The sequence below is a fragment of the Acinetobacter sp. genome (assembly GCF_050285345.1).
Lineage (GTDB): Bacteria > Pseudomonadota > Gammaproteobacteria > Pseudomonadales > Moraxellaceae > Acinetobacter.
Genome location: NZ_JBLZXR010000048.1, coordinates 1 through 22,003 on the forward strand (window position 1 = coordinate 1; position 22,003 = coordinate 22,003).

21 protein-coding genes and 1 pseudogene are annotated in these 22,003 nt (G+C 41.6%); 12 read left to right on the forward strand and 10 right to left on the reverse strand.

Going from position 1 to position 22,003, the window contains the following annotated elements; all coding sequences use genetic code 11:
- Window positions 1-652: 652 nt before the first annotated feature.
- Window positions 653-1,294 carry a YczE/YyaS/YitT family protein gene (locus tag ACN6OV_RS04435; RefSeq protein WP_427949975.1) on the forward strand — a complete coding sequence of 214 codons (642 nt, stop codon included), beginning with the start codon at window positions 653-655 and terminating at the stop codon, window positions 1,292-1,294.
- A 507-nt stretch (window positions 1,295-1,801) separates the two neighbouring features.
- Here the strand turns inward: ACN6OV_RS04435 and tyrS are convergent.
- The gene (gene tyrS, locus ACN6OV_RS04440; RefSeq protein WP_427949978.1) at window positions 1,802-3,034 is read right to left on the reverse strand and encodes a tyrosine--tRNA ligase; all 1,233 of its coding nucleotides are present in this window, start codon (window positions 3,032-3,034) and stop codon (window positions 1,802-1,804) included.
- 63 nt (window positions 3,035-3,097) lie between these two features.
- On the opposite strand from tyrS, the gene ACN6OV_RS04445 reads away from it, so the two are divergent.
- Window positions 3,098-4,225: an anhydro-N-acetylmuramic acid kinase gene (locus tag ACN6OV_RS04445; protein WP_427949980.1), complete on the forward strand. Its 1,128-nt coding sequence runs from the start codon at window positions 3,098-3,100 to the stop codon at window positions 4,223-4,225.
- A 69-nt stretch (window positions 4,226-4,294) separates the two neighbouring features.
- On the opposite strand, the gene ACN6OV_RS04450 is transcribed toward ACN6OV_RS04445, so the two are convergent.
- From ACN6OV_RS04450 to ACN6OV_RS04465, 4 genes are all read right to left on the reverse strand, one after another.
- The gene (locus ACN6OV_RS04450; protein WP_427949983.1) at window positions 4,295-5,584 is read right to left on the reverse strand and encodes a lytic murein transglycosylase; all 1,290 of its coding nucleotides are present in this window, start codon (window positions 5,582-5,584) and stop codon (window positions 4,295-4,297) included.
- A gap of 667 nt (window positions 5,585-6,251) precedes the next feature.
- A complete protein-coding gene (locus ACN6OV_RS04455; protein ID WP_427949985.1) occupies window positions 6,252-7,373 on the reverse strand; it encodes a 5-(carboxyamino)imidazole ribonucleotide synthase in 1,122 nt (373 codons plus the stop codon).
- Window positions 7,374-7,400: 27 nt separating this feature from the next.
- Window positions 7,401-7,913 carry a 5-(carboxyamino)imidazole ribonucleotide mutase gene (gene purE, locus ACN6OV_RS04460; RefSeq protein WP_427949987.1) on the reverse strand — a complete coding sequence of 171 codons (513 nt, stop codon included), beginning with the start codon at window positions 7,911-7,913 and terminating at the stop codon, window positions 7,401-7,403.
- A gap of 194 nt (window positions 7,914-8,107) precedes the next feature.
- Window positions 8,108-8,452, reverse strand: a complete 345-nt coding sequence (locus ACN6OV_RS04465) for a DMT family protein (RefSeq protein WP_427950024.1) — start codon at window positions 8,450-8,452, stop codon at window positions 8,108-8,110.
- 452 nt (window positions 8,453-8,904) lie between these two features.
- Between ACN6OV_RS04465 and mpl the strand changes: the two genes are divergently transcribed.
- On the forward strand, window positions 8,905-10,269 hold the full coding sequence (mpl, locus tag ACN6OV_RS04470) for a UDP-N-acetylmuramate:L-alanyl-gamma-D-glutamyl-meso-diaminopimelate ligase (RefSeq protein WP_427949989.1): 1,365 nt from the start codon (window positions 8,905-8,907) through the stop codon (window positions 10,267-10,269).
- Between the two features lie 49 nt (window positions 10,270-10,318).
- On the opposite strand, the gene ACN6OV_RS04475 is transcribed toward mpl, so the two are convergent.
- Both ACN6OV_RS04475 and ACN6OV_RS04480 read right to left on the reverse strand, forming a co-directional pair.
- Window positions 10,319-10,603 carry a GNAT family N-acetyltransferase gene (locus ACN6OV_RS04475; RefSeq protein WP_427949992.1) on the reverse strand — a complete coding sequence of 95 codons (285 nt, stop codon included), beginning with the start codon at window positions 10,601-10,603 and terminating at the stop codon, window positions 10,319-10,321.
- Between the two features lie 337 nt (window positions 10,604-10,940).
- The gene (locus tag ACN6OV_RS04480; protein ID WP_427949995.1) at window positions 10,941-11,222 is read right to left on the reverse strand and encodes a GNAT family N-acetyltransferase; all 282 of its coding nucleotides are present in this window, start codon (window positions 11,220-11,222) and stop codon (window positions 10,941-10,943) included.
- A gap of 158 nt (window positions 11,223-11,380) precedes the next feature.
- Here ACN6OV_RS04480 and ACN6OV_RS04485 point away from each other — a divergent pair, with 158 nt between their 5' ends.
- The 4 genes from ACN6OV_RS04485 to ACN6OV_RS04500 all read left to right on the forward strand — a co-directional run bounded on the left by ACN6OV_RS04485 (window position 11,381) and on the right by ACN6OV_RS04500 (window position 15,550).
- Window positions 11,381-12,574, forward strand: coding sequence for a sugar transporter (locus ACN6OV_RS04485; protein ID WP_427949998.1), 1,194 nt, complete (start codon window positions 11,381-11,383; stop codon window positions 12,572-12,574).
- 294 nt (window positions 12,575-12,868) lie between these two features.
- A complete protein-coding gene (locus ACN6OV_RS04490) occupies window positions 12,869-13,834 on the forward strand; it encodes a TerC family protein (protein ID WP_427950001.1) in 966 nt (321 codons plus the stop codon).
- Window positions 13,835-14,023: 189 nt separating this feature from the next.
- Complete coding sequence (locus ACN6OV_RS04495; RefSeq protein ID WP_427950003.1) at window positions 14,024-14,386, forward strand: hypothetical protein; 363 nt, start codon at window positions 14,024-14,026, stop codon at window positions 14,384-14,386.
- A 3-nt stretch (window positions 14,387-14,389) separates the two neighbouring features.
- Window positions 14,390-15,550 carry a glutathionylspermidine synthase family protein gene (locus ACN6OV_RS04500; RefSeq protein ID WP_427950006.1) on the forward strand — a complete coding sequence of 387 codons (1,161 nt, stop codon included), beginning with the start codon at window positions 14,390-14,392 and terminating at the stop codon, window positions 15,548-15,550.
- 370 nt (window positions 15,551-15,920) lie between these two features.
- On the opposite strand, the gene ACN6OV_RS04505 is transcribed toward ACN6OV_RS04500, so the two are convergent.
- The gene (locus ACN6OV_RS04505) at window positions 15,921-16,394 is read right to left on the reverse strand and encodes a hypothetical protein (protein WP_427950027.1); all 474 of its coding nucleotides are present in this window, start codon (window positions 16,392-16,394) and stop codon (window positions 15,921-15,923) included.
- Window positions 16,395-16,609: 215 nt separating this feature from the next.
- Here ACN6OV_RS04505 and guaD point away from each other — a divergent pair, with 215 nt between their 5' ends.
- From guaD to ACN6OV_RS04520, 3 genes are all read left to right on the forward strand, one after another.
- A complete protein-coding gene (gene guaD / locus ACN6OV_RS04510) occupies window positions 16,610-17,944 on the forward strand; it encodes a guanine deaminase (protein WP_427950008.1) in 1,335 nt (444 codons plus the stop codon).
- Window positions 17,945-18,150: 206 nt separating this feature from the next.
- The gene (gene hpt, locus ACN6OV_RS04515) at window positions 18,151-18,678 is read left to right on the forward strand and encodes a hypoxanthine phosphoribosyltransferase (protein WP_427950011.1); all 528 of its coding nucleotides are present in this window, start codon (window positions 18,151-18,153) and stop codon (window positions 18,676-18,678) included.
- Between the two features lie 173 nt (window positions 18,679-18,851).
- Window positions 18,852-19,109: a GlsB/YeaQ/YmgE family stress response membrane protein gene (locus ACN6OV_RS04520; RefSeq protein ID WP_427950014.1), complete on the forward strand. Its 258-nt coding sequence runs from the start codon at window positions 18,852-18,854 to the stop codon at window positions 19,107-19,109.
- Between the two features lie 66 nt (window positions 19,110-19,175).
- On the opposite strand, the gene ACN6OV_RS04525 is transcribed toward ACN6OV_RS04520, so the two are convergent.
- Together ACN6OV_RS04525 and dmeF are read right to left on the reverse strand one after the other, a co-directional pair.
- On the reverse strand, window positions 19,176-19,877 hold the full coding sequence (locus tag ACN6OV_RS04525) for a DsbC family protein (RefSeq protein ID WP_427950017.1): 702 nt from the start codon (window positions 19,875-19,877) through the stop codon (window positions 19,176-19,178).
- A 114-nt stretch (window positions 19,878-19,991) separates the two neighbouring features.
- On the reverse strand, window positions 19,992-20,960 hold the full coding sequence (dmeF, locus tag ACN6OV_RS04530; RefSeq protein WP_427950019.1) for a CDF family Co(II)/Ni(II) efflux transporter DmeF: 969 nt from the start codon (window positions 20,958-20,960) through the stop codon (window positions 19,992-19,994).
- Window positions 20,961-21,018: 58 nt separating this feature from the next.
- Between dmeF and ACN6OV_RS04535 the strand changes: the two genes are divergently transcribed.
- Complete coding sequence (locus ACN6OV_RS04535) at window positions 21,019-21,285, forward strand: metal/formaldehyde-sensitive transcriptional repressor (protein WP_427950021.1); 267 nt, start codon at window positions 21,019-21,021, stop codon at window positions 21,283-21,285.
- Window positions 21,286-21,440: 155 nt separating this feature from the next.
- Window positions 21,441-21,926, forward strand: a pseudogene (locus tag ACN6OV_RS04540) (MFS transporter); the annotation flags it as partial.
- Window positions 21,927-22,003: the final 77 nt, after the last annotated feature.

A 22,003-nucleotide genomic window follows, 5' to 3' on the forward strand; every position in this document is an offset into this window, starting at 1 on the left:
CTAGAAGCTGGACTTCGATAAACCCTAACAACTCAGCGATTCGCGCTTCGTTCGTTCCGGCTATCTCGTCGGTATGGGGTGCATTCTAGAGGATTTCAGAATCATTGCAACCCCCAATTCACGATATTCTTCACGTATGTATCTTTTTTCTACATTTTCGCTAAAAAAGTTGCATTTTTACCTATTTTTTAGCCATTTTTTATAAAATATTTCGACTTATACCGAATTTTATTTAAAGGATGATTTATTTCCAGCAAAATTATTTCATCACTTTTAGTCCTTAATTACACACCATTGATTAATAAATCATCAATGCTCTATATTTCGTAGTAAAAATCTATTTAAAGACGCTAAAAGCACAAAATTTAATTTTTCATTCCTCTATTAATAGATTTCATTCAGATCTATCAGTAGTTCTATATGTACTTTTATATATTCAACGAATGATAGTTTCGCACTCAACGACTACAATTTTAAAGCTCAAATAACAAATCCTGTATCACTTCCAAAATCACATGTAATTTACTGCTAAAGCTCTCTAATAATCACTATTAACGATCACTGTTATAAAACGCCATTATTTTGAGGCTTTTGGCTCATAGAGCAGTGTTTTTAAATTCCGTACACTATTTTTATTTTTCAAGGTCGAATTATGCCAACGCATTTTATTCCCCGCTTATTACTGCTTTTGAGTGGGCTAGGCTTACTGGCCTTTGGCGTTGTGCTATCGATTCACTCCAATCTCGGGACATCACCGATTTCCTCTGTCCCTTATAGTTTTAGTTATATTTTTCCACTGAGTGTCGGCACATTGACTGTACTGATGCATATTGTGATGATTTTGCTGCAAATGCTGATTTTAAAATCCAAGTTTCAATGGGTTCAGTGGCTGCAACTCCCAGTCGGTATTTTATTTGGTGCTTTTATCGATGCATTAATGTGGCTTACACAAGGTTGGAGTATTGAACTCTATGCGCTACAACTGCTCACTTGTCTGGCAAGCTGTCTGATTACCGCGATCGGCGTTAGTCTTGTTATTCAAGCAGGATTAATTTTTTTAGCCGCTGAAGGTCTTTATCAAGCCATCGCTGTGCGCTTTAAACTGGATTTTGGCAACTGCAAAACCTATGGCGATATTATCTTAGTCAGTATTGCCGTGATTGCTAGTGGATTAGTGCTTCATGAAATTGTGGGGGTTCGTGAAGGTACGATTATCACCGCATTATTGGTAGGTACATTGGTAAAGCGTATTTTACCCAAACTCAGCTTTATGCAATTCAAAGCACAAAGCTAAGCAGTTAAAGCATATATATGTCAAAAGATCAGCTTCTAAAAATTTAGTGCCCCAGCTTTTGGGGCCTTTTTTTGAATACTGTGATGAGCACTACACGAAATAGAGGTGATAAAGCTATTAAAAAATGGAGGAAGTAAAAAGTTTAGACATAAAGAAGGGAAAGATCTCTCCCAAAACCTCTCCCTTAGAATTGAATCTTTAGTCGATCCATCGTGTAGTTATTATAGTTATCTCATTCTCCACTAAAAAAAGAGTCCCCTGGGGAAGAGACTCACTAAAAAGTGGAGTTATCGTTATGTACCCTCTAGATGGTTTGTATCTCTCTAGATGCAGAAATCTTATACATAAATTTTAAGAAATGCAACAGATTTTGGAAAATTTAAGTGTTGTTTTTATAAGGTTTTTTTTGAATTTGCTTATTTATATTATTAATATATAAATCCCATAAAAAAAGCAGGCCAAAGCCTGCTTTTAATTCAATAACTTAATTAAAAAATTAAGAAATGATTAATCAATAAAGGTGACTTTTGCGATGGCTTTTTTACTCGCTTGAATGATCAAAGTCTTATTTTCAGACACAGAATAACCTGCATCTACCACTTCCCAATCGACTTTTACTGCACCACGACCTAAAGCATCTTTTGCTTGTGCTGCGTTTTTAGTCAAGCCAGATTCACGTAGAATCGATGTAATGAAAATTTCGCCGCCAAATTCACCACGTGAAATGGTGATTTCAGGTGTCCCTTCTGGTAATTCACCTTCAGTGATCAGGTTACCTGCACCTTTATGCGCGTTTTCAGCCGCTTCTGCGCCATGGAAACGCTCTACCAACTCAAGTGCAAGAATTTTCTTCACTTCTTGTGGGTTACGACCTTCAGCCACTTCTTTTAACAACACTTGAATTTCTTCAACAGTTTTAAAGCTCAGTAAGTCAAAATAACGCTCAATCAAAGCATCTGGCATTGAAAGTACTTTTTGGTACATTGCACCCGGTGCATCAAATACACCAATATAGTTGCCTAAAGATTTAGACATTTTATTCACGCCATCTAAACCTTCAAGAATCGGTACAGTAATGCAGACTTGTACCTCTTGATTGAAACGACCTTGTAAAGTACGCCCCATCAATAAGTTAAAGGTTTGGTCTGTACCACCTAGCTCAACGTCAGCTTCCAATGCAATCGAGTCATAACCTTGCACCAATGGATATAAAAATTCATGGATCGCAATCGGTTGATGGCTGTTATAACGTTTTGTAAAGTCATCACGCTCTAACATACGCGCTACAGTTTGCTGTGAAGCCAATTGGATGAGATCAGCAGCAGTTTTTGTTGCAAACCATTCAGAATTAAACACCACTTTGGTTTTGTTTGGATCAAGAATTTTAAACACTTGTTCTTGATAAGTTTTTGCGTTTTCCAATACTTGCTCACGCGACAATGGCGGGCGTGTTGCACTTTTCCCAGTTGGGTCGCCAATCATCGCGGTGTAGTCACCAATCAAGAAATAGACTTCATGACCAAGATCTTGAAACACTTTTAACTTGTTGATTAAAACCGTATGACCTAAGTGCAAATCAGGTGCAGTTGGGTCAAAACCCGCTTTAATTTTTAATGGACGATTCTCTTTTAATTTCTTTAGAAGATCTTCCTCAGAAATAATTTCATGAGTGCCTCGTTGAATGAGAGCAAGTTGTTCTTCAGCTGGCAGGAAATTTGACATCACAAAACCCAAACACATCAGTTATTCAATTTGTGCGATATACTAACACTTTTTCAGCATATTGCAGGCTTAAGAATCATCATGACAGCGATCTATATTGGGGTAATGACGGGCACAAGCATGGATGGTGTCGATATTGCCGCTGCTTCTTTTGATCCCTTAGAGATTCATGCAACGCTTACGCTACCCTTTGATCCTGACCTTCGTGATGAACTGATGGCCCTCACTTTGCCCAATGACAACGAAATCGACCGCATGGGTAAAGCCGATGTCGCGCTGGCGCAAATGATTGGTCACGGTATTAATGAATTAATCGAAAAAAATCAATTAGATCGTAGCAAAATTGAGGCGATTGGCTCGCATGGGCAAACCATTCGCCACCGTCCGGAGCACGGCTTTACCTTGCAAATTGGCGACCCCAATATCATTACAGAACTCACAAAAATCCCCGTAATTTCAGATTTTCGCCGTCGTGATATGGCAGCGGGCGGTCAAGGTGCACCTTTAGTACCGGCTTTCCATCAAGCTTTATTTCAGCATGACAGCATCCATCGCGTGATTTTAAACTTAGGCGGCATTGCCAATGTCAGCATGTTACCTGCTGGCCAACCTGAAGCGGTTTATGGCTTTGACACTGGCCCAGCCAATATTTTGATGGATGCTTGGTGTCATCGATATACTGGTCAACCTTATGACGAAAATGGCAATTGGGCGGCCTATGGTCAACCTATTCGTAGCCTGCTTGACCGTTTACAAGCACACGAGTTTTTCTCAAAAGAGCCACCAAAAAGTACTGGCCGTGAAGACTTTAACCTTGAATGGCTAGATGAACAAATTCTCGATTGGCGTAATGACCTCGAATATGATGAATTAGAAGATATGCCTGAAAATATTCAAGCCACCTTAATGAAACTCACCACTCGCGCGATTAAAAAAGCCATTTACCGTTCCGACATGGACACCGGTGAAGTCTATGTTTGTGGTGGTGGGGCTTATAACTCACATTTACTCGAACAACTGCGTTGGCGTTTGCGCAAACACGAATGGACGGTGCAAAGCACTGCGGACTTAGGTTTAAGCCCGACATGGGTCGAGGCAACTGCCTTTGCATGGCTGGCAATGCGTTTTACCCATCAACTCAGCGGCAATTTACCGAGTGTCACTGGCGCTGAGGGTTATCGTATTTTAGGCACCATCACCGCAGTTTAACTTTTATTAATCACGGTTCAATAAAAAAGGTCTGCAGATTAGAAGCAGACCTTTTTACATTTCATATTTCTATTTCATCATGCTTTTGGCATTTTCATTACGAAAGGCTCGTAAAATTTGCTGTCCTGCACGCCCTGTTGGGCTTAAACCGAGTCGATTTTGTTCTTGGCGAATGGCTTGACGCGTTTTATCACCAATAAGTCCATCTACTTTACCAATGTCATAACCGCGATTAAGCAAGAATTGCTGAATTTCACGCCGTTCGGCACGTGACGTTCCTGCATCATCGGTTGGCCAAGTGGTACTAAAGCCACCTTTGCCCTGTAAACGATCGGATAAATGTGCAATCGCTAAGGCATAACTTTCTGCTGCATTATAACTATAAATAGCGTCAAAATTTTTAAATACCAAGAATACTGGTCCGCCTGCACCTGCTGGTGCCATCAATCCCGCTTGGCTTGCACCCAAGAGATCACCTTGTAGCAAAGACGTACCATCTGCGCGCACTACACCACGATTGATCCAACTGTCCAAGGACTTTTTATTACGGCGGCTTTCACCACTAATTGACATACCTTCAGGAATTTTGACTTCAAAACCCCATGGCTGTCCGGTTTGCCAACCTCGTTTTTTCAAGAAATTCGCTGTAGAGGCCAATGCATCGGTCGTACTCGAGACCAAATCTCGACGACCATCACCATCAAAATCAACTGCTAACTCTTCATAAGTACTTGGCATAAACTGGGTATGACCAAAGGCACCTGCCCATGAGCCTTTAAGCTGCGATTCATTCAGATCACCGCGCTGCAAAATTCGCATCGCTGCAAAAAATTCACCACGGAAATAACTTTGACGACGGCCTTCGCAGCTCAGCGTGCCCAAAGACTGCAATAAAGGATAAGTTCCGGAAATATCACCAAAATTACTTTCAACACCCCAAACTGCCACCACAGTTTCCGCAGGAACGCCATACGCTGCCGCGACGCGATTTAATACCTCACGATGCTGCGCCAATTTTTGCTGACCCAGCTGCACACGCTCCTCATCGACTAAACCAGACAGATAATCCCAAATCGGTGTTGAGAACTCAGGTTGATAATTGAGTTTTTCAATCACAGAATAATCAGGACTTAGATTTTGCGTATAGCGATCATAAGTCGATGCACTCACACCGGCATTAATCGCTGATGAACGTAAATTGGCTAAACAAGCTTGAAAGTTATTTTGTGGCGTCACATGACTGCTCTTAGTCGGCAAGCTAGACGCATTAACAGACTGACCATTAATAATCAACTCGGCATTTGCCTGAGTCATCGCCAAGAAAACGGTCCCGACAACAAATCCTAAATGAAGTTTCATACCCTTGATCTTTTTTGAATTTAAATTGTGGTCTTAACAATAGCAGCTCAAAGTAAAAGTTAAAGACGCAAAACGTAAATTTAAATTCATATTTTCTTCAACTTTAAATTCATTTTTGAAATTTGAATTCAAAAATAATTATCCACAACCCAGCTTTTAAATTCATTTCAAAACACAAGACAAATGAATTTAAATTCAAAACTTTTAAATTTAAAAACAAAAGTACTGCCGCCTTAAGTTATCCACAAGTGTTAAAAATTAACGATTTCTTATTATTTTAAGCAAAAACAAAAGATTAATGAGAAAAATTACAATACAGACCAACATACTCGAATCATTTTAATTTTGAATTCAAATTGTTTAAATTTAAAATCCTACCAATGAATTCATATTTTTAAATTTAAAAACACAACTTTGAATTCAAAACTTCACCCCCATTCTTTTTTTGAAGATGATTTGTCCGTTTGATTGAGCCAAGAAAGGTCCATCATTAAGGAGATTTTTCAGCTGATTATGTATAAACGATTGAATCGTTTGTGATCAATAGATCCATCACGATCCACCGATAAACGGTGTGCAATTGCGAAGAGGCGCAATCATGCCCGAAGTTCAGACATAAAAAAAGCAGCCATACACATGACCGCTTTTTTATCATTCAAACTTGAGTTTAAATGCTCATATCTTCGCTAAGTGCCAGTGGATTCGGCAAAATTTTCGCCAATGCTCGGCAGAGATTGGTCAATTCAGCCGTATCGTTCGGCATTAAGGTAATGTGGCCAATTTTGCGACCTTCACGCTCTGTTTTGTTATACAGATGCAAATGCGCGCCATTGAGTGCCAACACATCCTCAGACTTAGGATATTGACCAATGATGTTCACCATCACCGTTGGACGCACCACTTCAGTTGAACCTAGAGGCAAGCCAGCGACAGCACGAATATGGTTTTCAAACTGAGAGCATACAGCACCTTCAATCGACCAATGGCCTGAGTTGTGTACGCGTGGTGCCATTTCATTGGCATATAGGCCTTTGTCAGTCACAAACAGCTCAAGCGTCAACACACCAACATAGTTCAGATGATTCAGCAGGCGAGTGATGTAGTCTTGCGCAACCGGTTGTAAATCCGCACTGTTTGGCGCAGGTACAATCGAATGCGACAAGATGCCATTGTGATGATGGTTTTCAGCCAAAGGCCACGTTTTCACATCACCATTTTGCCCACGTACCGCAATGATCGACACTTCGCGCGAGAAGGTGACAAAGCTTTCTGCAATCAATTCACCGGCAGGGCCAAGTTCCGCCCATGCTTGATCCATTTGATCCGCTGTGCGCAGCACAAATTGACCTTTACCATCGTAACCACCGCGTGAGGTTTTTAAGACGATTGGTAAACCCAGTTCAGCCACAGCAGATTGTAAACTTTCAGGTGAAGTAACCGCTTTATATGGTGCTACTGGAATTGACAGTTCATCAAACAAAGCTTTTTCAGACAAACGATGCTGAGCGATAGCCAAAGCTTGGCGAGGAGGGTGCAAGTCTTTGTTTTTGGTTAATACATCCACATCGGTGAGGGGTGTATTTTCAAATTCTAAACTAAATACATCTGCACTGTTGATGAAGTCTTGCAAACCATTTACGGCATTCGTTGAAATCACCTGACCTAAAGCCGCAGACGGGCAGTCAGTATTGGCTTCAAAGAATGTGCATTGAATGTTTAGTGGTAGGGCAGCTTGCGCCATCATGCGACCCAACTGGCCACCACCAAAAATACCAATGGTTTTATTCATAACATTTGTCCCATTTTAACGCTTGGCTTAGTTTTGACCTGGAATATTTTTGCTAGCAACTTTTTCAGTTTGTGCAGCACGGAATTCCGCAACACTTTTTGCAATGTCAGGACGAGTTAAACCTAAAATTTGTGCTGCCATAATTGCCGCATTAGTTGCACCCGCAGGTCCAATCGCTAAAGTGCCCACAGCAATACCCGCAGGCATTTGCACGATTGAAAGCAGTGAATCCACACCATTTAAAATCGATGATTTAACAGGAACGCCCAATACAGGAAGATCTGTTTTTGCCGCACACATTCCTGGTAAATGTGCTGCACCGCCTGCACCGGCAATAATCACTTGAATACCACGGTCACGCGCAGTTTCGGCATATTCGAATAATCGGTCTGGAGTACGGTGTGCAGAGACCACTTCTGCTTCAAAAGGGACGCCAAGCTGTTTCAGCATATTGGCTGTGTTTTCCAAAGTTGCCCAATCCGATTGAGAACCCATGATAATTCCAACGAGAGGAGTGTCTTGTGAAGCGGCCGCATTCATTGCAATGTTTCCAGAGATAATTAAGAGAGCGTAAATCTCGACTAGAGCCAAGCTTTAATAAGAGCCCCATATTATAGACTGAAATTTCATCTCACCGAAATTTAACCGCCAAACTAACAGCGTATTTTTATTATTTTTGCAGCATTCTTTACAAGATTAATTAAAAATAGCCAAATAGCTTTTTAGTACCATCCTTATTGGCTACGAAACACGAAGTAAATACAGCCCAAGAGACATAATCCTGCCCATAAATAGTCCAATTTAAAGGGCTGTTTAAATAGAAAAATCATAAAAGGGACAAAAACCAATAAAGTTACGACTTCTTGAGTGATCTTCATTTGCCCCATAGACCAACCGTGTTGCGCCAATAAGCGGGTCGCAGGAATCATAAAACTGTATTCCAATAAAGCAATGATCCAACCAAATAAAATCGCTTGCCACAGCGGTGCACCGTGTAAAAACTTAAGATGACCATACCAGGCCAAAGTCATAAAACAATTGGAAATAATGAGGAGTAGAAGCGGGAGGGATGAAACCATTTTTAGCTCAAAGTTTCTGGATGCGCGCATAGAGTACACTGCATTTTCAAAGTAAAAAATCTTGATCATCACAACTGTTGATTCACACCCGTCATCTTGCAATTAAATCGAATCCTTAAAATAGAGCTAAACAGAAATATGTAGTCCATAGACAACTTATCCAAGACTATGGGTAGAGCTTTTAATAGGTCAATTTTCTCGGTTTTATTGTGCTTAGATTTAGGCATCTTAAACGCATCATTTTATGTGGTCATTTTATTTATTCAGCAATCAATAGGCTTTATTTATGATGAAAAATATCACCTTCAAAATCATAACAAGAAAAACTATCTTTTCCCCTAAACCCTTGCTATCGTTGCTTTCAAATCAAATTAACCTTTTAAGTCAAATTTATAATGACAACACCACAACAACAAAGTGATGTGTCTATAAAAGCAGTGGAGTAAAAACGAATGCATCTGCATATTTTGGGTATTTGTGGCACCTTTATGGGTTCATTGGCACTGTTAGCTCGTGATTTAGGACATAAGGTGACAGGGTCAGATGCAAACGTATACCCACCGATGTCAACCCAACTTGAAAATGCAGGCATTAGCTTGATGCAAGGCTATGACCGTAGCCATTTACAACCTCATCCAGATTTGGTGATTGTCGGTAATGCCATGAAACGTGGCATTGATGTGGTTGAATATATGTTGAATGAAGGCCTACCGTATATTTCAGGTCCACAATTCCTTGCAGATCATGTGCTTCAAGGCAAACACGTTTTAGGTGTGGCAGGGACACATGGTAAAACCACCACCACCACTATGCTGGCGTGGGTACTCGATCAAGCCGGTTTAAACCCGGGTTTTTTAATTGGCGGTGTACCTCTAGGCTTTAGCGAAAGCGCGCGTTTAGGTGGCGGTCAATACTTCTGTGTCGAAGCTGATGAATATGATTCTGCGTTTTTTGATAAACGCTCGAAGTTCGTGCATTACCATCCAAAAACGGCAATTTTAAATAACCTTGAATTTGACCATGCCGATATTTTTGATGACTTGGCTGCGATTCAAAAACAATTCCATCATTTGGTACGTACTATTCCATCTGAAGGTCGCATCATTGCGCCGATTACTGAAACCAATATCGATGAAGTCTTCGAAATGGGCTGCTGGACACCTGTCACACGGACCTCATTGGAAGCTCATGACCGTGCAGAAGTTTACGCAGAACAGTTATCTGCCGATGGCTCACATTTCAACGTTCTGCAACACGGTGAAGTGAAGGGCACAGTCAAATGGAATATGACCGGCCAACATAGTGTTGCCAATGCTCTGGCAACCATTGCTGCGGCAGAGCATGTTGGTGTGTCAATTGAAATAGCTTGTGAAGCATTGTCTAACTTTGGCGGTGTAAAACGCCGTATGGAGCTTCTGGGTACAGTTCGTGGCATTGAGGTTTATGATGACTTTGCCCATCACCCCACTGCTATTGATACCACACTGGAAGGCGCACGTAAGCGTCTCGGTGAACGTAAATTGTGGGCGGTGATCGAGCCACGTTCTAATACCATGCGCATGGGTAGCCATAAAGATGGCCTTGCACATTCTGCACGCTTAGCCGATGAAGTGATTTGGTATCAACCTGAAGGTTTAGATTGGGATCTACAACCCGTGATTGACGCTGCTGCGAATAAAGCTGTGGTGGCACGCTCGCTGGATGAAATCATTCAAACCGTGGTTGCCGAGGCAGGTGAGGGCGATGCCGTGGTGATTATGTCGAATGGTGGTTTTGGTGGTTTACATCAAAAATTAATCACTGCACTGCAAGCTTAATAAGCTCAGTGATCAGTTAAAAGCCCGCTTCGCGGGCTTTTTTTATGTTTTAAGCGGCAACATCCACAAAACTTTCTTCCCGACGAAACATCACATCGACATAAGAACAAGTTGGAATAATTTTTAAATCCTGTTCACGGGCAAAATTCACTAAAACATCCAAAAGCTGGCGCGCCGTACCTTGACCACGCAATGAATCATCGACCCATGTATGGTTGGCATCAATGGTCTTTTCATCACGCCAAATATAGCTGATTTCCGCGATACGTTGTCCCTGATCATTTAACTGAAAAAATACGCCTTTTTGACGATCATCTATATGTTGAAAAGCCATTATTATTGCTCCCTATTTATAAAAAAATATGTGATGTAACAAACGTATCCGTGTAATCAAACAGAATAAATACAACTTAACTTAGCAGTTAACGCACAATAAATCTGTACCTTATTCACGTTAATTTAAAAACAATTCAAGTTCACACTTGCCGGATATTTCTCTTATGGATCTCTATCTCATCGCCATCTTGATCTTGCTCATTGTTGCAACATTACTAATCATTTCAATGTATAAATCTCGCTTTTAGCCTATTCAAACTCTTGATTCAAATCAAATAAATCCTTCCCACTGATTGATTAGCTATTTTTTATCTAAGACTCTGCATAATCTCGCTTTAGCGTAGTACATCATGCAGGGTGGAATCTTTATCAAAAACTGACTTCGCGTAAGGACAGAACGGGATAATTTCAACCTGTTTTTCACGGGCAAAATTCACAGCTGCATCCAATAAATGCCGACCAATTCCTTGCCCACGTAAAGTATCGCTGACGTCGGTATGATCGATAATAAATTTATCCTCTCCCGCCCATGAATAGGTCATTTCAGCCAATCTCTCCCCATCTTGCTCAACAAAAAAAGCCCCTTTTTTTTGATTATCTGTTTGTTGGACTAGCATTTTTCCTTCCTTTTGATTTTTTTATAAACTCGCATGTTTCATGCATCAATACTGTTGTTTTTTATTAAGCTCTCTAGCAATCTCATGCACTGAAAATGATTTCCTGTGGGCTCTATCTGGCGTTAAAATAGCGCCCATCTTTTTAAGCGAAGACAAGCATGTCTGCTTCTCCCTCTTCTGATTCGACCACTTCAGGTTCATGGATCTGCGTGATTGCGCTCGCATTTGCCGCCTTTATTTTTAATACCACAGAATTTGTTCCTGTCGCATTACTTAGTGATATCGGTCAAAGCTTTAATATGGCTGCAACCGATGTGGGCATCATGATCACGCTCTATGCTTGGGTAGTAGCGCCGATTTCCTTGCCCATTATGCTACTGACCAAAAATATCGAACGTCGGTTTCTCCTCATTACCTTGTTTATTGTATTTATTTTGAGTCATGTCCTGTCTTATTTTGCATGGAGTTTTAATACTCTGTTGCTGAGTCGTATTGGGATTGCATTTTCACACGCGCTCTTTTGGTCGATTACTGCTTCACTGGCTGTTCGTGTCGCTCCCAAAGGTAAAGAATTCCAAGCCTTAGGCTTACTCGCAACCGGAACCGCCTTGGCCATGGTGCTCGGTATTCCGTTTGGCCGTATGATCGGTGAAGCTTATGGTTGGCGAAATACCTTTGCTTTGATTGCCATTGGCGCCAGTATCGTGTGCTTAATATTAGCCAAAGCCTTACCGTTACTGCCGAGTATGAACTCCGGCTCACTCAGCAGCTTAAAACTATTGGTGCAACGGCCAAGCCTAATGTTGGTTTTTGCATTAACCATTTTGGTGATTACGGCACAATTTACGGCCTATAGCTATATCGAACCTTTTGCACTGAATGTCGCAAATTTTAGTTCAGGCCAAACCACTACCTTATTACTCATTTTTGGTGGTGCCGGTTTTATTGGCTCTTATCTGTTTGGGAAATTTGGCAGTAAATATTCCAAATCTGCGATTCCATTGAGTACCGCTTGCTTGGCACTCTCCATGCTTTTACTTTTACCGCTGTCCTTCAATTTTATCGGCATCAGCAGCGTCTGCTTGATTTGGGGTATGAGCATTATTGGTTTTAGCCTAGCACTACAATCCAAAACCTTAAACCTAGCCTCCGATGCCACTGACGTAGCGATGGCCATTTACTCGGGCCTGTATAATGTCGGGATCGGTGGCGGCGCCTTACTCGGTGGGATCGTCAGTGTCCAATTTGGCTTAAGTTATATCGGGATTGTCGGTGGTATTCTTGCCATTTTCGGCACTCTATTGGCCTTTATTTTAGTGCAACGTCGAGACTTTATTGCTGCGATAAATTAACCCAAAAATTGTAAATCGAGATTGCACTTGCACCCAAAAACTGTCATGCTTCGCCGCATATTTGGACTGAGTCCAAAACAGAATTTGAACAAGGGGAGTAGCCTCCTCCAAACGTAAATCAATATTTACGTGTCAGAATATCGTCATTACACTTTGCAAAAAGTCGGTATCTGAGCATCTCGAAGTTTCTTCAGATGCAGGCAAGACCTTGATCATGTTGTCTCAGACGTTTTATTTCGTCTGGCAACTGGTCAAGGTTTTTTTATGGCTGGTTGTTAGATGTGGAGAATACACATGGAAACGATCGGCACATTATGGCTGTATCTGGCATTTTTCGGTTTGGTTACCGTGATGCTACTCATCGACTTTATCGGCTTTAAAAATAACAAAGGCCAAGAAATTAAAGTCAAAACCGCAGCCTACTGGAGTATTGCGTGGGTTTCGGTCGCCACCTTATTTGGTGGCGCGCTCTGGCTGTACTTACAACAAACCGCAGGTGTGGCCGTTGCCAATACCAAAGTCATGGAATATTTTGCAGGTTATCTGCTGGAAAAATCCCTTGCCATTGATAATGTCTTTGTCTGGCTCATGATCTTTGCAGCCTTTGCGATTCCACCGGCTTTACAACGTAAATTACTGCTGTACGGCGTACTCGGGGCCATTGTTCTACGTACCATCTTTATTTTTATTGGCGCATGGTTCGTTCAAGAGTTTTCTTGGGTGCTGTATATTTTCGGTGCGTTCTTGGTGTATACCGGCTTTAAGTTCCTGAAAGGGCAGGACGATGAAGATAAAGACATTGAAGATATGGCCATTTTAAAATGGTTACGTAAACACATGCGTATCACCCCTCAGATGCATGAAGACAAATTTTTTGTGCGTCAAAATGGTCTGCTTTGGGCAACACCACTGTTTTTGGTGTTGATCTTGGTGGAAGCTTCGGATGTCATTTTCGCGGTCGATTCCATTCCTGCGATTTTTGCCGTAACCTCTGACCCATTCATTGTTCTTACTGCAAACCTAATGGCGATTTTAGGTTTACGTGCCATGTTCTTCCTGTTGTCTGGCGCAGCATCGAAAATGCATTACCTGCCTTATGGCCTTGGCATTATCTTGGTATTCATTGGTGGCAAAATGCTGTTGCTCGATGTTTTCCATATGCCGATCTGGATTTCCCTCGGCTTTATTGTTGTGACCTTAACCATTACCGCGTGGTTGTCGATTCGACACAGTAAAAAGTACAACGAAACCACACTCTAAGCATTCAAGTAAAAGCCTTCCACATCGGGAGGCTTTTTTATGGTCAATTTTTAGCACATCCTCTGCCAAATCCAATGATTTCCTCTCTTCCTACCCTGTACTTTATGCATACAGCTCCCTATGATAAGCGGGCTTAAAACCATCGGTTTTAACTTGTACAGAATAAAAGAACCTAAAGGTTACTCATCCATGCGTACCAAAAAATTAACTCTTGTTGTGGTGCCGGTTTTACTTACGGCATGTAGCGGCTCTAAAACCCTACAACAGGACGTTTACAATAACCAATACAACTGCTACCAAGACTGGAATTTTGAACTGTGCGAACCTGCAAATGAAAATGACGAGTCAATCTACGGCAGCTCTACCAGCATTTATCTAGGCCCGCAATATTATAAAAACAACCGTAAAGTACGCTACTTGGGCCAAGTCATCAAAGCACATGGACGCCATTCAACAGGCTCACCGAGAATCTCTACCCGTGTTTTTAGCCATGCCAAGTCACAACCCATCCGTGGCGGCTTCGGACGTAGCGGAGGCTCGTTCGGAGGTTAAGACATGAAACGAGTTTTACTGCCTGAGCGCGCCAACTGGCAACAGGCGCATCAAGACATTGGTTTTGACTATTACAACCTGCCATCACGCGATGGCTCAATGTATTGGTCCGAAGGTGTAGCTTACGAGTTCACCCTACAACAAATTGAACAGCTTGAAGATGCCTCAAATGAATTGCACCAGATGTGCCTTGAGGTTGCAGGGGATATGATCCAGCGCGGTAACTATCCCGAATATTTTCAAATTCCCAAAGCCGCAATTCCTTTAATTGAGCATTCATGGAACAACCAAGCACCGATGTTGTATGGCCGCTTCGATTTTGCCTATGATGGTCAAGCCATCAAAATGCTGGAATACAATGCAGATACACCGACAGGTTTACTCGAAGCGTCTGTTGCACAGTGGCATTGGATTGAACAAGTGGAAAATATCCCTAACCGTGATCAATTCAATAGCATTCATGAAAAGCTAATTGAACGTTGGAAACAGCTCTATCCTGCACATAGTCGTGTCCATTTTGCTGCCTGCCAAGAAGCAGGCCGTGAAGATTGGGGCAATTTAGAATACCTCATGGATACGGCTTTTCAGGCCGGTTTAAATGTCAGTGAACTGTCGATGGAAAACATCGGCTGGGATGGCACACACTTTGTGGATTTGCATCAACACGAAATTCAGCATTTATTTAAGCTGTATCCGTGGGAATGGATTTGGGAAGAAAATTTTTCGCAATTTCTCAAACCTGACACTGAGTGGATTGAACCATGCTGGAAAATGCTGCTCTCCAATAAAGCCTTGCTGATCGAGCTATGGAAACGCTTTTCGAACCATCCGTTGTTGTTAGAAACCCATGCTTATGATGCACAAGCTCACTACGCAGGAAAATGGGTACGTAAGCCAATCTTGGCACGTGAAGGTGCCAACATTCATATCCTACAAAACAATGTCGATTGTGGTGCAGCCTCCGGCAGCTTTTACTTCGACGACTATGACAAATATGGTTATGTCATGCAGCGCTGGGTAAAAACGCCATTGCATGAAGGCATGCTCCCGACCTTGGGTCTGTGGATGGTCGGAGACGAATGTGCGGGGATGTCACTACGTGAAGATGTGTTTGATGTGATCGGTAACGATGCGCATTTTGCGGCACATTATTTTGTTGAATAAGGTACTTTTCTAAGTCACCTGTTTAAAGCAGAAAAGTTTAAATAGTTCTTCTTTAATCGATAAAGAAGAACTATTTTTTTATCGTTATGCTGATACATGAGACGTGAAAAATGTCATTCGCAATTGTTTGAGGCAAACAGGCTTTAAATAAATCATGTTTCTGCGAAGACTAAATCCATAAATGCTATTTGACGAGTTTTGCGAAGGACAAATGCTTTTTTCTTGCAAACTCAAAATATATTTTGAGTTTCTTATTTAGGCTTATCCCAAATAACATACGAGCTTCAAACATCTGAACTTTAAAATGTAAGACTCCGTCGTGAAGGCTAAAGAATTTAACTTATCATTCGCATACACAACATTTTACAGATTAAATCGTATGTGCTTTAACCCGTTTCATATAAGCCACCAAACGCGTAAAAAACAAAATTTGCAGGAACAGAGTAAATAGTGAAATCGTCCACTCATACCAATCATCAAAGGCCGTACCTTCTAGATTGAGCGCAAAATAAAGTCCTAATAGAACCGCACCAAACACCACACCTGCAACCGTAGTTTGTAGCAAAATCGGAAAAGATAAGGCTGTGATGCGACCTAAGAAATGTTCACCGTCATCACCACCATTGGCTTTGTAGGCACTTTGAATCCCAATAAACATAATCAATAAGGTCAAAAGTCCTTCAACACCAATCACCCGAACATCACCATAAGGAGAATACATGCCGTAGTAATAGACCACGGAAACCAATAAAGCCGTAACAAGGTAATAGTTTTTATAATGCTTTTTATCGAGGGTATTGCTAGATAATTCATGTGCTAATGCTTTGGTATTCCAAAAATACATGACGGTAAATGTCTCTTCTTTTTTCAATGCCGACACTGTACTGACTCCGCATTTAAAGATAAAGCTTTTCGCTATAAAAAATTCGCGAATAAATTAAACCAATTAAGCAAAAATATGCTGTTGTCTTGCATCCAAAATAAAAACTTTCGTAAATCGCCATAAAAACCCTGTTTAGGCTACAATCAACCGAAAAAATTCTAAACTGCAGGTATGTCATGTCTTCTGTTATCGCATCTACAGCGATCCGTGGTCGCTTTCTAGATATTCAGAATACAGTTGCCCAAGCACGTGAAATTCACGACCAAGTGCGCTATTTTGAAGATGGATTATTAATTACCCAAGCGGGTAAAATTCAATGGTTTGGTTCTTGGCAGGAAGGGCAATCCCACCTTCCACACGACATTAAAGTTCAACATTATCCCGACCAATTGATCGTGCCGGGCTTTATCGACACCCATATTCATTATCCACAAACTGAAATGGTCGGGGCCTATGGCGAGCAGCTTCTAGAGTGGCTTAACACCTATACCTTTCCAACTGAAATACAATTTGCAGATCCTGCTTATGCAGAAAAAATTGCTGCGTTTTTTGTACAGGAACTGCTGAAAAATGGCACCACGACCGCACTGGTATTTTGTACCGTACATCCTCAGTCGGTAGATGCACTGTTCCATGCAGCAGAACAGCATCAAATGCGTCTCATTGCAGGTAAAGTCATGATGGACCGTCATGCACCTGAAGCGTTGTGTGACACCGCAGAAAGTAGCTATACAGAGTCCAAAGCTCTGATTGAAAAATGGCATGGCAAAGGCCGTAACCTGTATGCCATTACCCCACGCTTTGCCCCGACCTCTACACCTGAGCAATTGGCACGGGCAGGGGAGTTAAAAGCTGAATATCCTGATGTCTATGTGCATACACATTTAAGTGAAAATAAAAATGAAATTGCATGGGTCAAGGGCTTATTCCCTGAGCAGCAAGGGTATCTCGATGTCTATCATCATTATGGTTTAACTGGTTCACGCTCGGTGTTTGCCCATTGTGTGCATTTGGAAGAATCTGAATGGGACTGCATGCATGAGACTGACTCTGCGATTGCATTTTGTCCGACCTCGAATTTGTTCTTAGGCAGTGGTTTATTTCCCTTGAAAAAGACGTGGGACAAACAGGTGAAAGTTGGTTTGGGGACTGATATTGGCGCAGGAACTTCCTTTAACCAATTACAGACCATCAATGAAGCCTATAAAGTTCAACAGCTGCAAGGTGATAAATTGTCTGCTTTTGAAGCCTTGTATCACGCAACTTTGGGTGGGGCAAAAGCCTTAGACCTAGACGATAAACTTGGTAACTTCGCGGTTGGTAAAGAGGCAGATTTTGTGGTGTTAGATCTTAAAGCCACAGCGTTACAAGCCTTACGCCAGCAACATGCCAAAGAGATTGAAGATGCCTTGTTTGCCCTGATGCTGATGGGCGATGACCGTAATATTCATGCGACTTATATTTTTGGACAATGTGCTTATGCCAAAACGCAGAACCAGACCGAAATCTAAAAAAGCTGGGCTAAAATGGAGCCTGCTTCTCCTTGGATGTGCATGTTTACTCAAGCAAGATCATCCTTCACGGTCAAGCTGATTATATTTTCAGCAGCAAAAAGGATGCAAGTCCCTTCTAGATGTATTAAAATTGGGTGAATCTTTAGAGGTGTTGCAGGTCAACACCTTTTTTATTTTTTGATTTGTATTTTTAGGTATCTCCCATGTCTGTTCAAATGAGCGTATTGATTTCCACCGAAGAAATTCAAGCTAAAGTCAAAGAGCTTGGCGCCAAAATTGACGCACACTATGCCAATAGTGATAAAGAACTTGTGCTGATTGGTCTGTTACGCGGTTCAGTCATTTTTATGGCCGACTTATGCCGTGAAATTTCAAAAACCCACGAACTCGATTTCATGACTGTATCGAGCTATGGCGGTGGCACTGTTTCAACACGTGATGTGAAAATCCTTAAAGATTTAGATGGCGACATCAACGACAAAGACGTGTTGGTTGTGGAAGATATTATTGATTCAGGCAATACCTTAAGCAAAGTATTAGAAATCTTAAAAACCCGTAATCCAAATTCAATTGAGCTATGTACGCTGGTTAGCAAACCGTCTCGCCGCGAAATTGAACTCGACGTGAAGTTTTTAGGTTTCGAAGTTGAAGATAAATTTATCGTAGGCTATGGTCTGGACTATGACCAAAAATATCGTCATATTCCATTTATTGGTGAAATTGGCCTTTAAGTCCTATGCATCATTAAAGAGTGGCCGAAGGCCACTTTTTTATTTTTTGAATTTCTTCTTGAACAAAAAAACAACAGTTCTTAGCAGATTCAAGCTTTTGATCTCTCTGATTTTGTTTGAATATAGAATCTAAACATGTCGTAAAACAAATAGATAATAAAAGGAGCGTTACCATGTGGTCACTCATTGTTGCGATTGTCGTGGGTTTTATTGCTGGTTTAATTGCACGTGCCATCCATCCCGGGGATGACAAAATTGGTTTCATCATGACCACCATTTTGGGGGTTGCAGGTTCATTATTGGCCACCTATGGCGGACGCTTACTAGGTCTATACGGTGACAACTCTGTTGCAGGTTTCATTGCCTCAGTCATTGGTGCCATTATTATTTTGTTTCTCTACAATTTGGTCACCCAAAAATCCAAAGCTTAAACGTACACATACCCGTCGAAGACGGGTATTTTTTTATCGATTTTAAAGTGGTAGTTCAGCATCCGATCATGGTGCAATATCTTTTAAAATTGCGTCTAATTCATGAGCAGGGTAGGCTCCGGTCAGCATTGAACCATTGGCGAATACGAGGCCTGGTGTACCCGCAAGTTTTAAGTTTCTTGCCAGTTTTAAATTGCGTTCAATTGGATTTGCACAGCTTTTGGCACTTTTCGGCTGTATGCCTTGATTAATTAAATTATACCAGGCCAACTCAGGACTGGGTTCACAAAAAACCTGTTTGGACGGTGCCAGCGATTGTGGTTTTAATGCCGTCACAAAGGTATAAATCGTCACGTCATTCAATTTTGCCAGTTCTGTTTCAAGCGTCTTACAATAAGGACAATTGGGGTCAGAAAAAACCGCAATCTGACGCTTTCCATTGCCCCGAACGGTTTTAATTGCATCTTGCAAAGGCAGTTTTTTCCAATCAGTTTTTTGCTGACGCAGCATCAATTGCTTGGTCAGATTTTTCTGATCTTTTAACCGAATCATTGAACCGGCAATGATGTAATCGGCATTTTCACTGACATACACCACTTGATCTTCAACAAAGCCGCTATACACCCCGGGCATTTCGGTGCTTTGGATAGTATCGATTTTTAAATTGGGATGTTTCTGTGCCAGTTGTTTCTGAACCAAAGACGCATCGGCCATCACTCCAGTTGCAAGAGATGCAGTCATCAACACGGCGCATAATTGTTTCCACATAAAATCACTCTATTGAAGTCAAACTTTTGCTCATTCTATGTTGAAATCAGCTAAAGTTATGGGCTTTTTTCAGTTCATTACGCAATAAACACACGAAGTTTCACGTGGAACATTTCATGCAAAACTTGGACGATTGATTTCAACCGAAATATGTACAATTTCTTCATGAATGGATAAGGCTTCGCGTACTTGATCTGCAGTTAAATTGTCTGGCGTTTCCAAAGCGACAATACAGGAAAACTGGCCTTTACCGACTTTCCATACGTGCAAATCCGTAATCTCAACAGATCCATTTAACTCATCCAAAACTTCACGTATTTCATCGACCACTGGATGATGCATTTCTGCATCCAACAAGGTTCGTCCTGTTTCTTTTATCAAGCCAATGGCCCATTTACCGACCAGTAGCGCTCCAACGATACCAAGTAATGCATCCAGAAAACTCCACCCCATCCATTTCCCGGCAAATAGCGCCACAATCGCTAAAACAGACGTCACTGCATCGGCCACGACATGCATAAAGGCTGCTTTTTGATTTAGATCATGATGATGTACATGCTCATGATGGTCGTGTGAAGGCTGCTGATGTTCATGATGGTGATGGTGATGGTGATGGTGATGGTGATGGTGATGGTCATCATGCAATAACCACGCACAAATCAAGTTCACCCCAAGCCCTAAAATCGCAATTGGAATCGCTTCGTTATAATGAATTTGCACAGGATTAAATAAACGTTCCACTGAATGAAAGGCCATAAACACTGCCACGACCATCAATATAATTGCACTACTGTAACCTGCAAGAATTTCAATTTTCCACGTCCCAAAACTGAACCGAGTATCCTGTGCATAATGCCGCGCAGCACAATAGGCAAAATAGGCTAAACCCAATGCCAACATATGCGAACTCATATGCCAACCATCCGCCAATAAAGCCATCGAGTTAAAAATCCATCCACCAATGACTTCTAATAACATCATAACTGCCGTTAAAATTGTCGCCAGCAAAATACGTTTTTGTGTCAATGGATTGCCTTCATCAAATTGGTGATGATGAATTCGAGTGGATGTGGTAGTTTTCATAAAGTTATGTATTTAAAATATACTCCCCTACAGTATATTTATTTTTTGGAGAAATGTGTTGAGTCATTTACATCAGGACAAAAAAATTCTAAATCGGGTCAAGCGTCTACAAGGTCAAATCAACGCCGTCGAACAAGCCTTGCAACAACCAGAAGCCGGTTGTATCGATGTTTTACAGCAAGTAGCAGCAATTAAAGGGGCGGTGAATGGTCTAATGAATGAACTGATCGAGGCACATTTACGCCATCATGTTTTACCAGAAGGTACCGAAGTGAATGAAACGGAACTTGCGGAATTTATAAAGCTGCTGAAACGTTATGCTTAAAGTAACAACTTGTATTTGACCCACTAAAACATTCAGCATTACACTATTTTCCCAACCTCTTCCCCCAATATACAGAATGATTGATTCGATGAGTTTTTCTGTATCTCAGTGACATTTAAATGACCTCTTCTCCATCATCTTGGCGACCCTTTATCATGGTCAGCCTTGCGCTCTGTATGGGCACTATTGGTACTGCGCTAGCCAGTCCGCTGTACCCGATTTACCAACAGCTCTGGGGGCTCTTGCCCAGTCAAATCACCTATATTTTTGTCGCTTATATGTTTGGGTGTTTAGCCACCCTGTTGTTTCTGGGCCGTACCAGTAACAGTTTAGGTTTTCTCAGAACCCTGCAAATCGGCATGGGCTGTATTATTGTTGGTCTCATTTTGTCGGTTTTTGCCTCCAATGCGCTGTGGCTGTCTTTCGGACGCTTTATTATTGGGATTGCCTCGGGACTCATCAGTACCTCTGCCATGCTCGGTTTGGTCTACACCATTCCTGAACAGCAAAAACACAATGCACCTCAATTCAGTTCAATTATTACCGTGATTGGTTTCGGTCTTGGACCTTTTATTGGTGGCGTAATTGCCCAATTTTCAGCACAGCCTTTGGTCACACCCTATATCCCGGTAATTATTGGTGGGCATCGCTTGCTGAGTCAGAGTGTCACACTGATCACAGACCCATTTACCACGCACATGCTGTTCCTTATAGAACT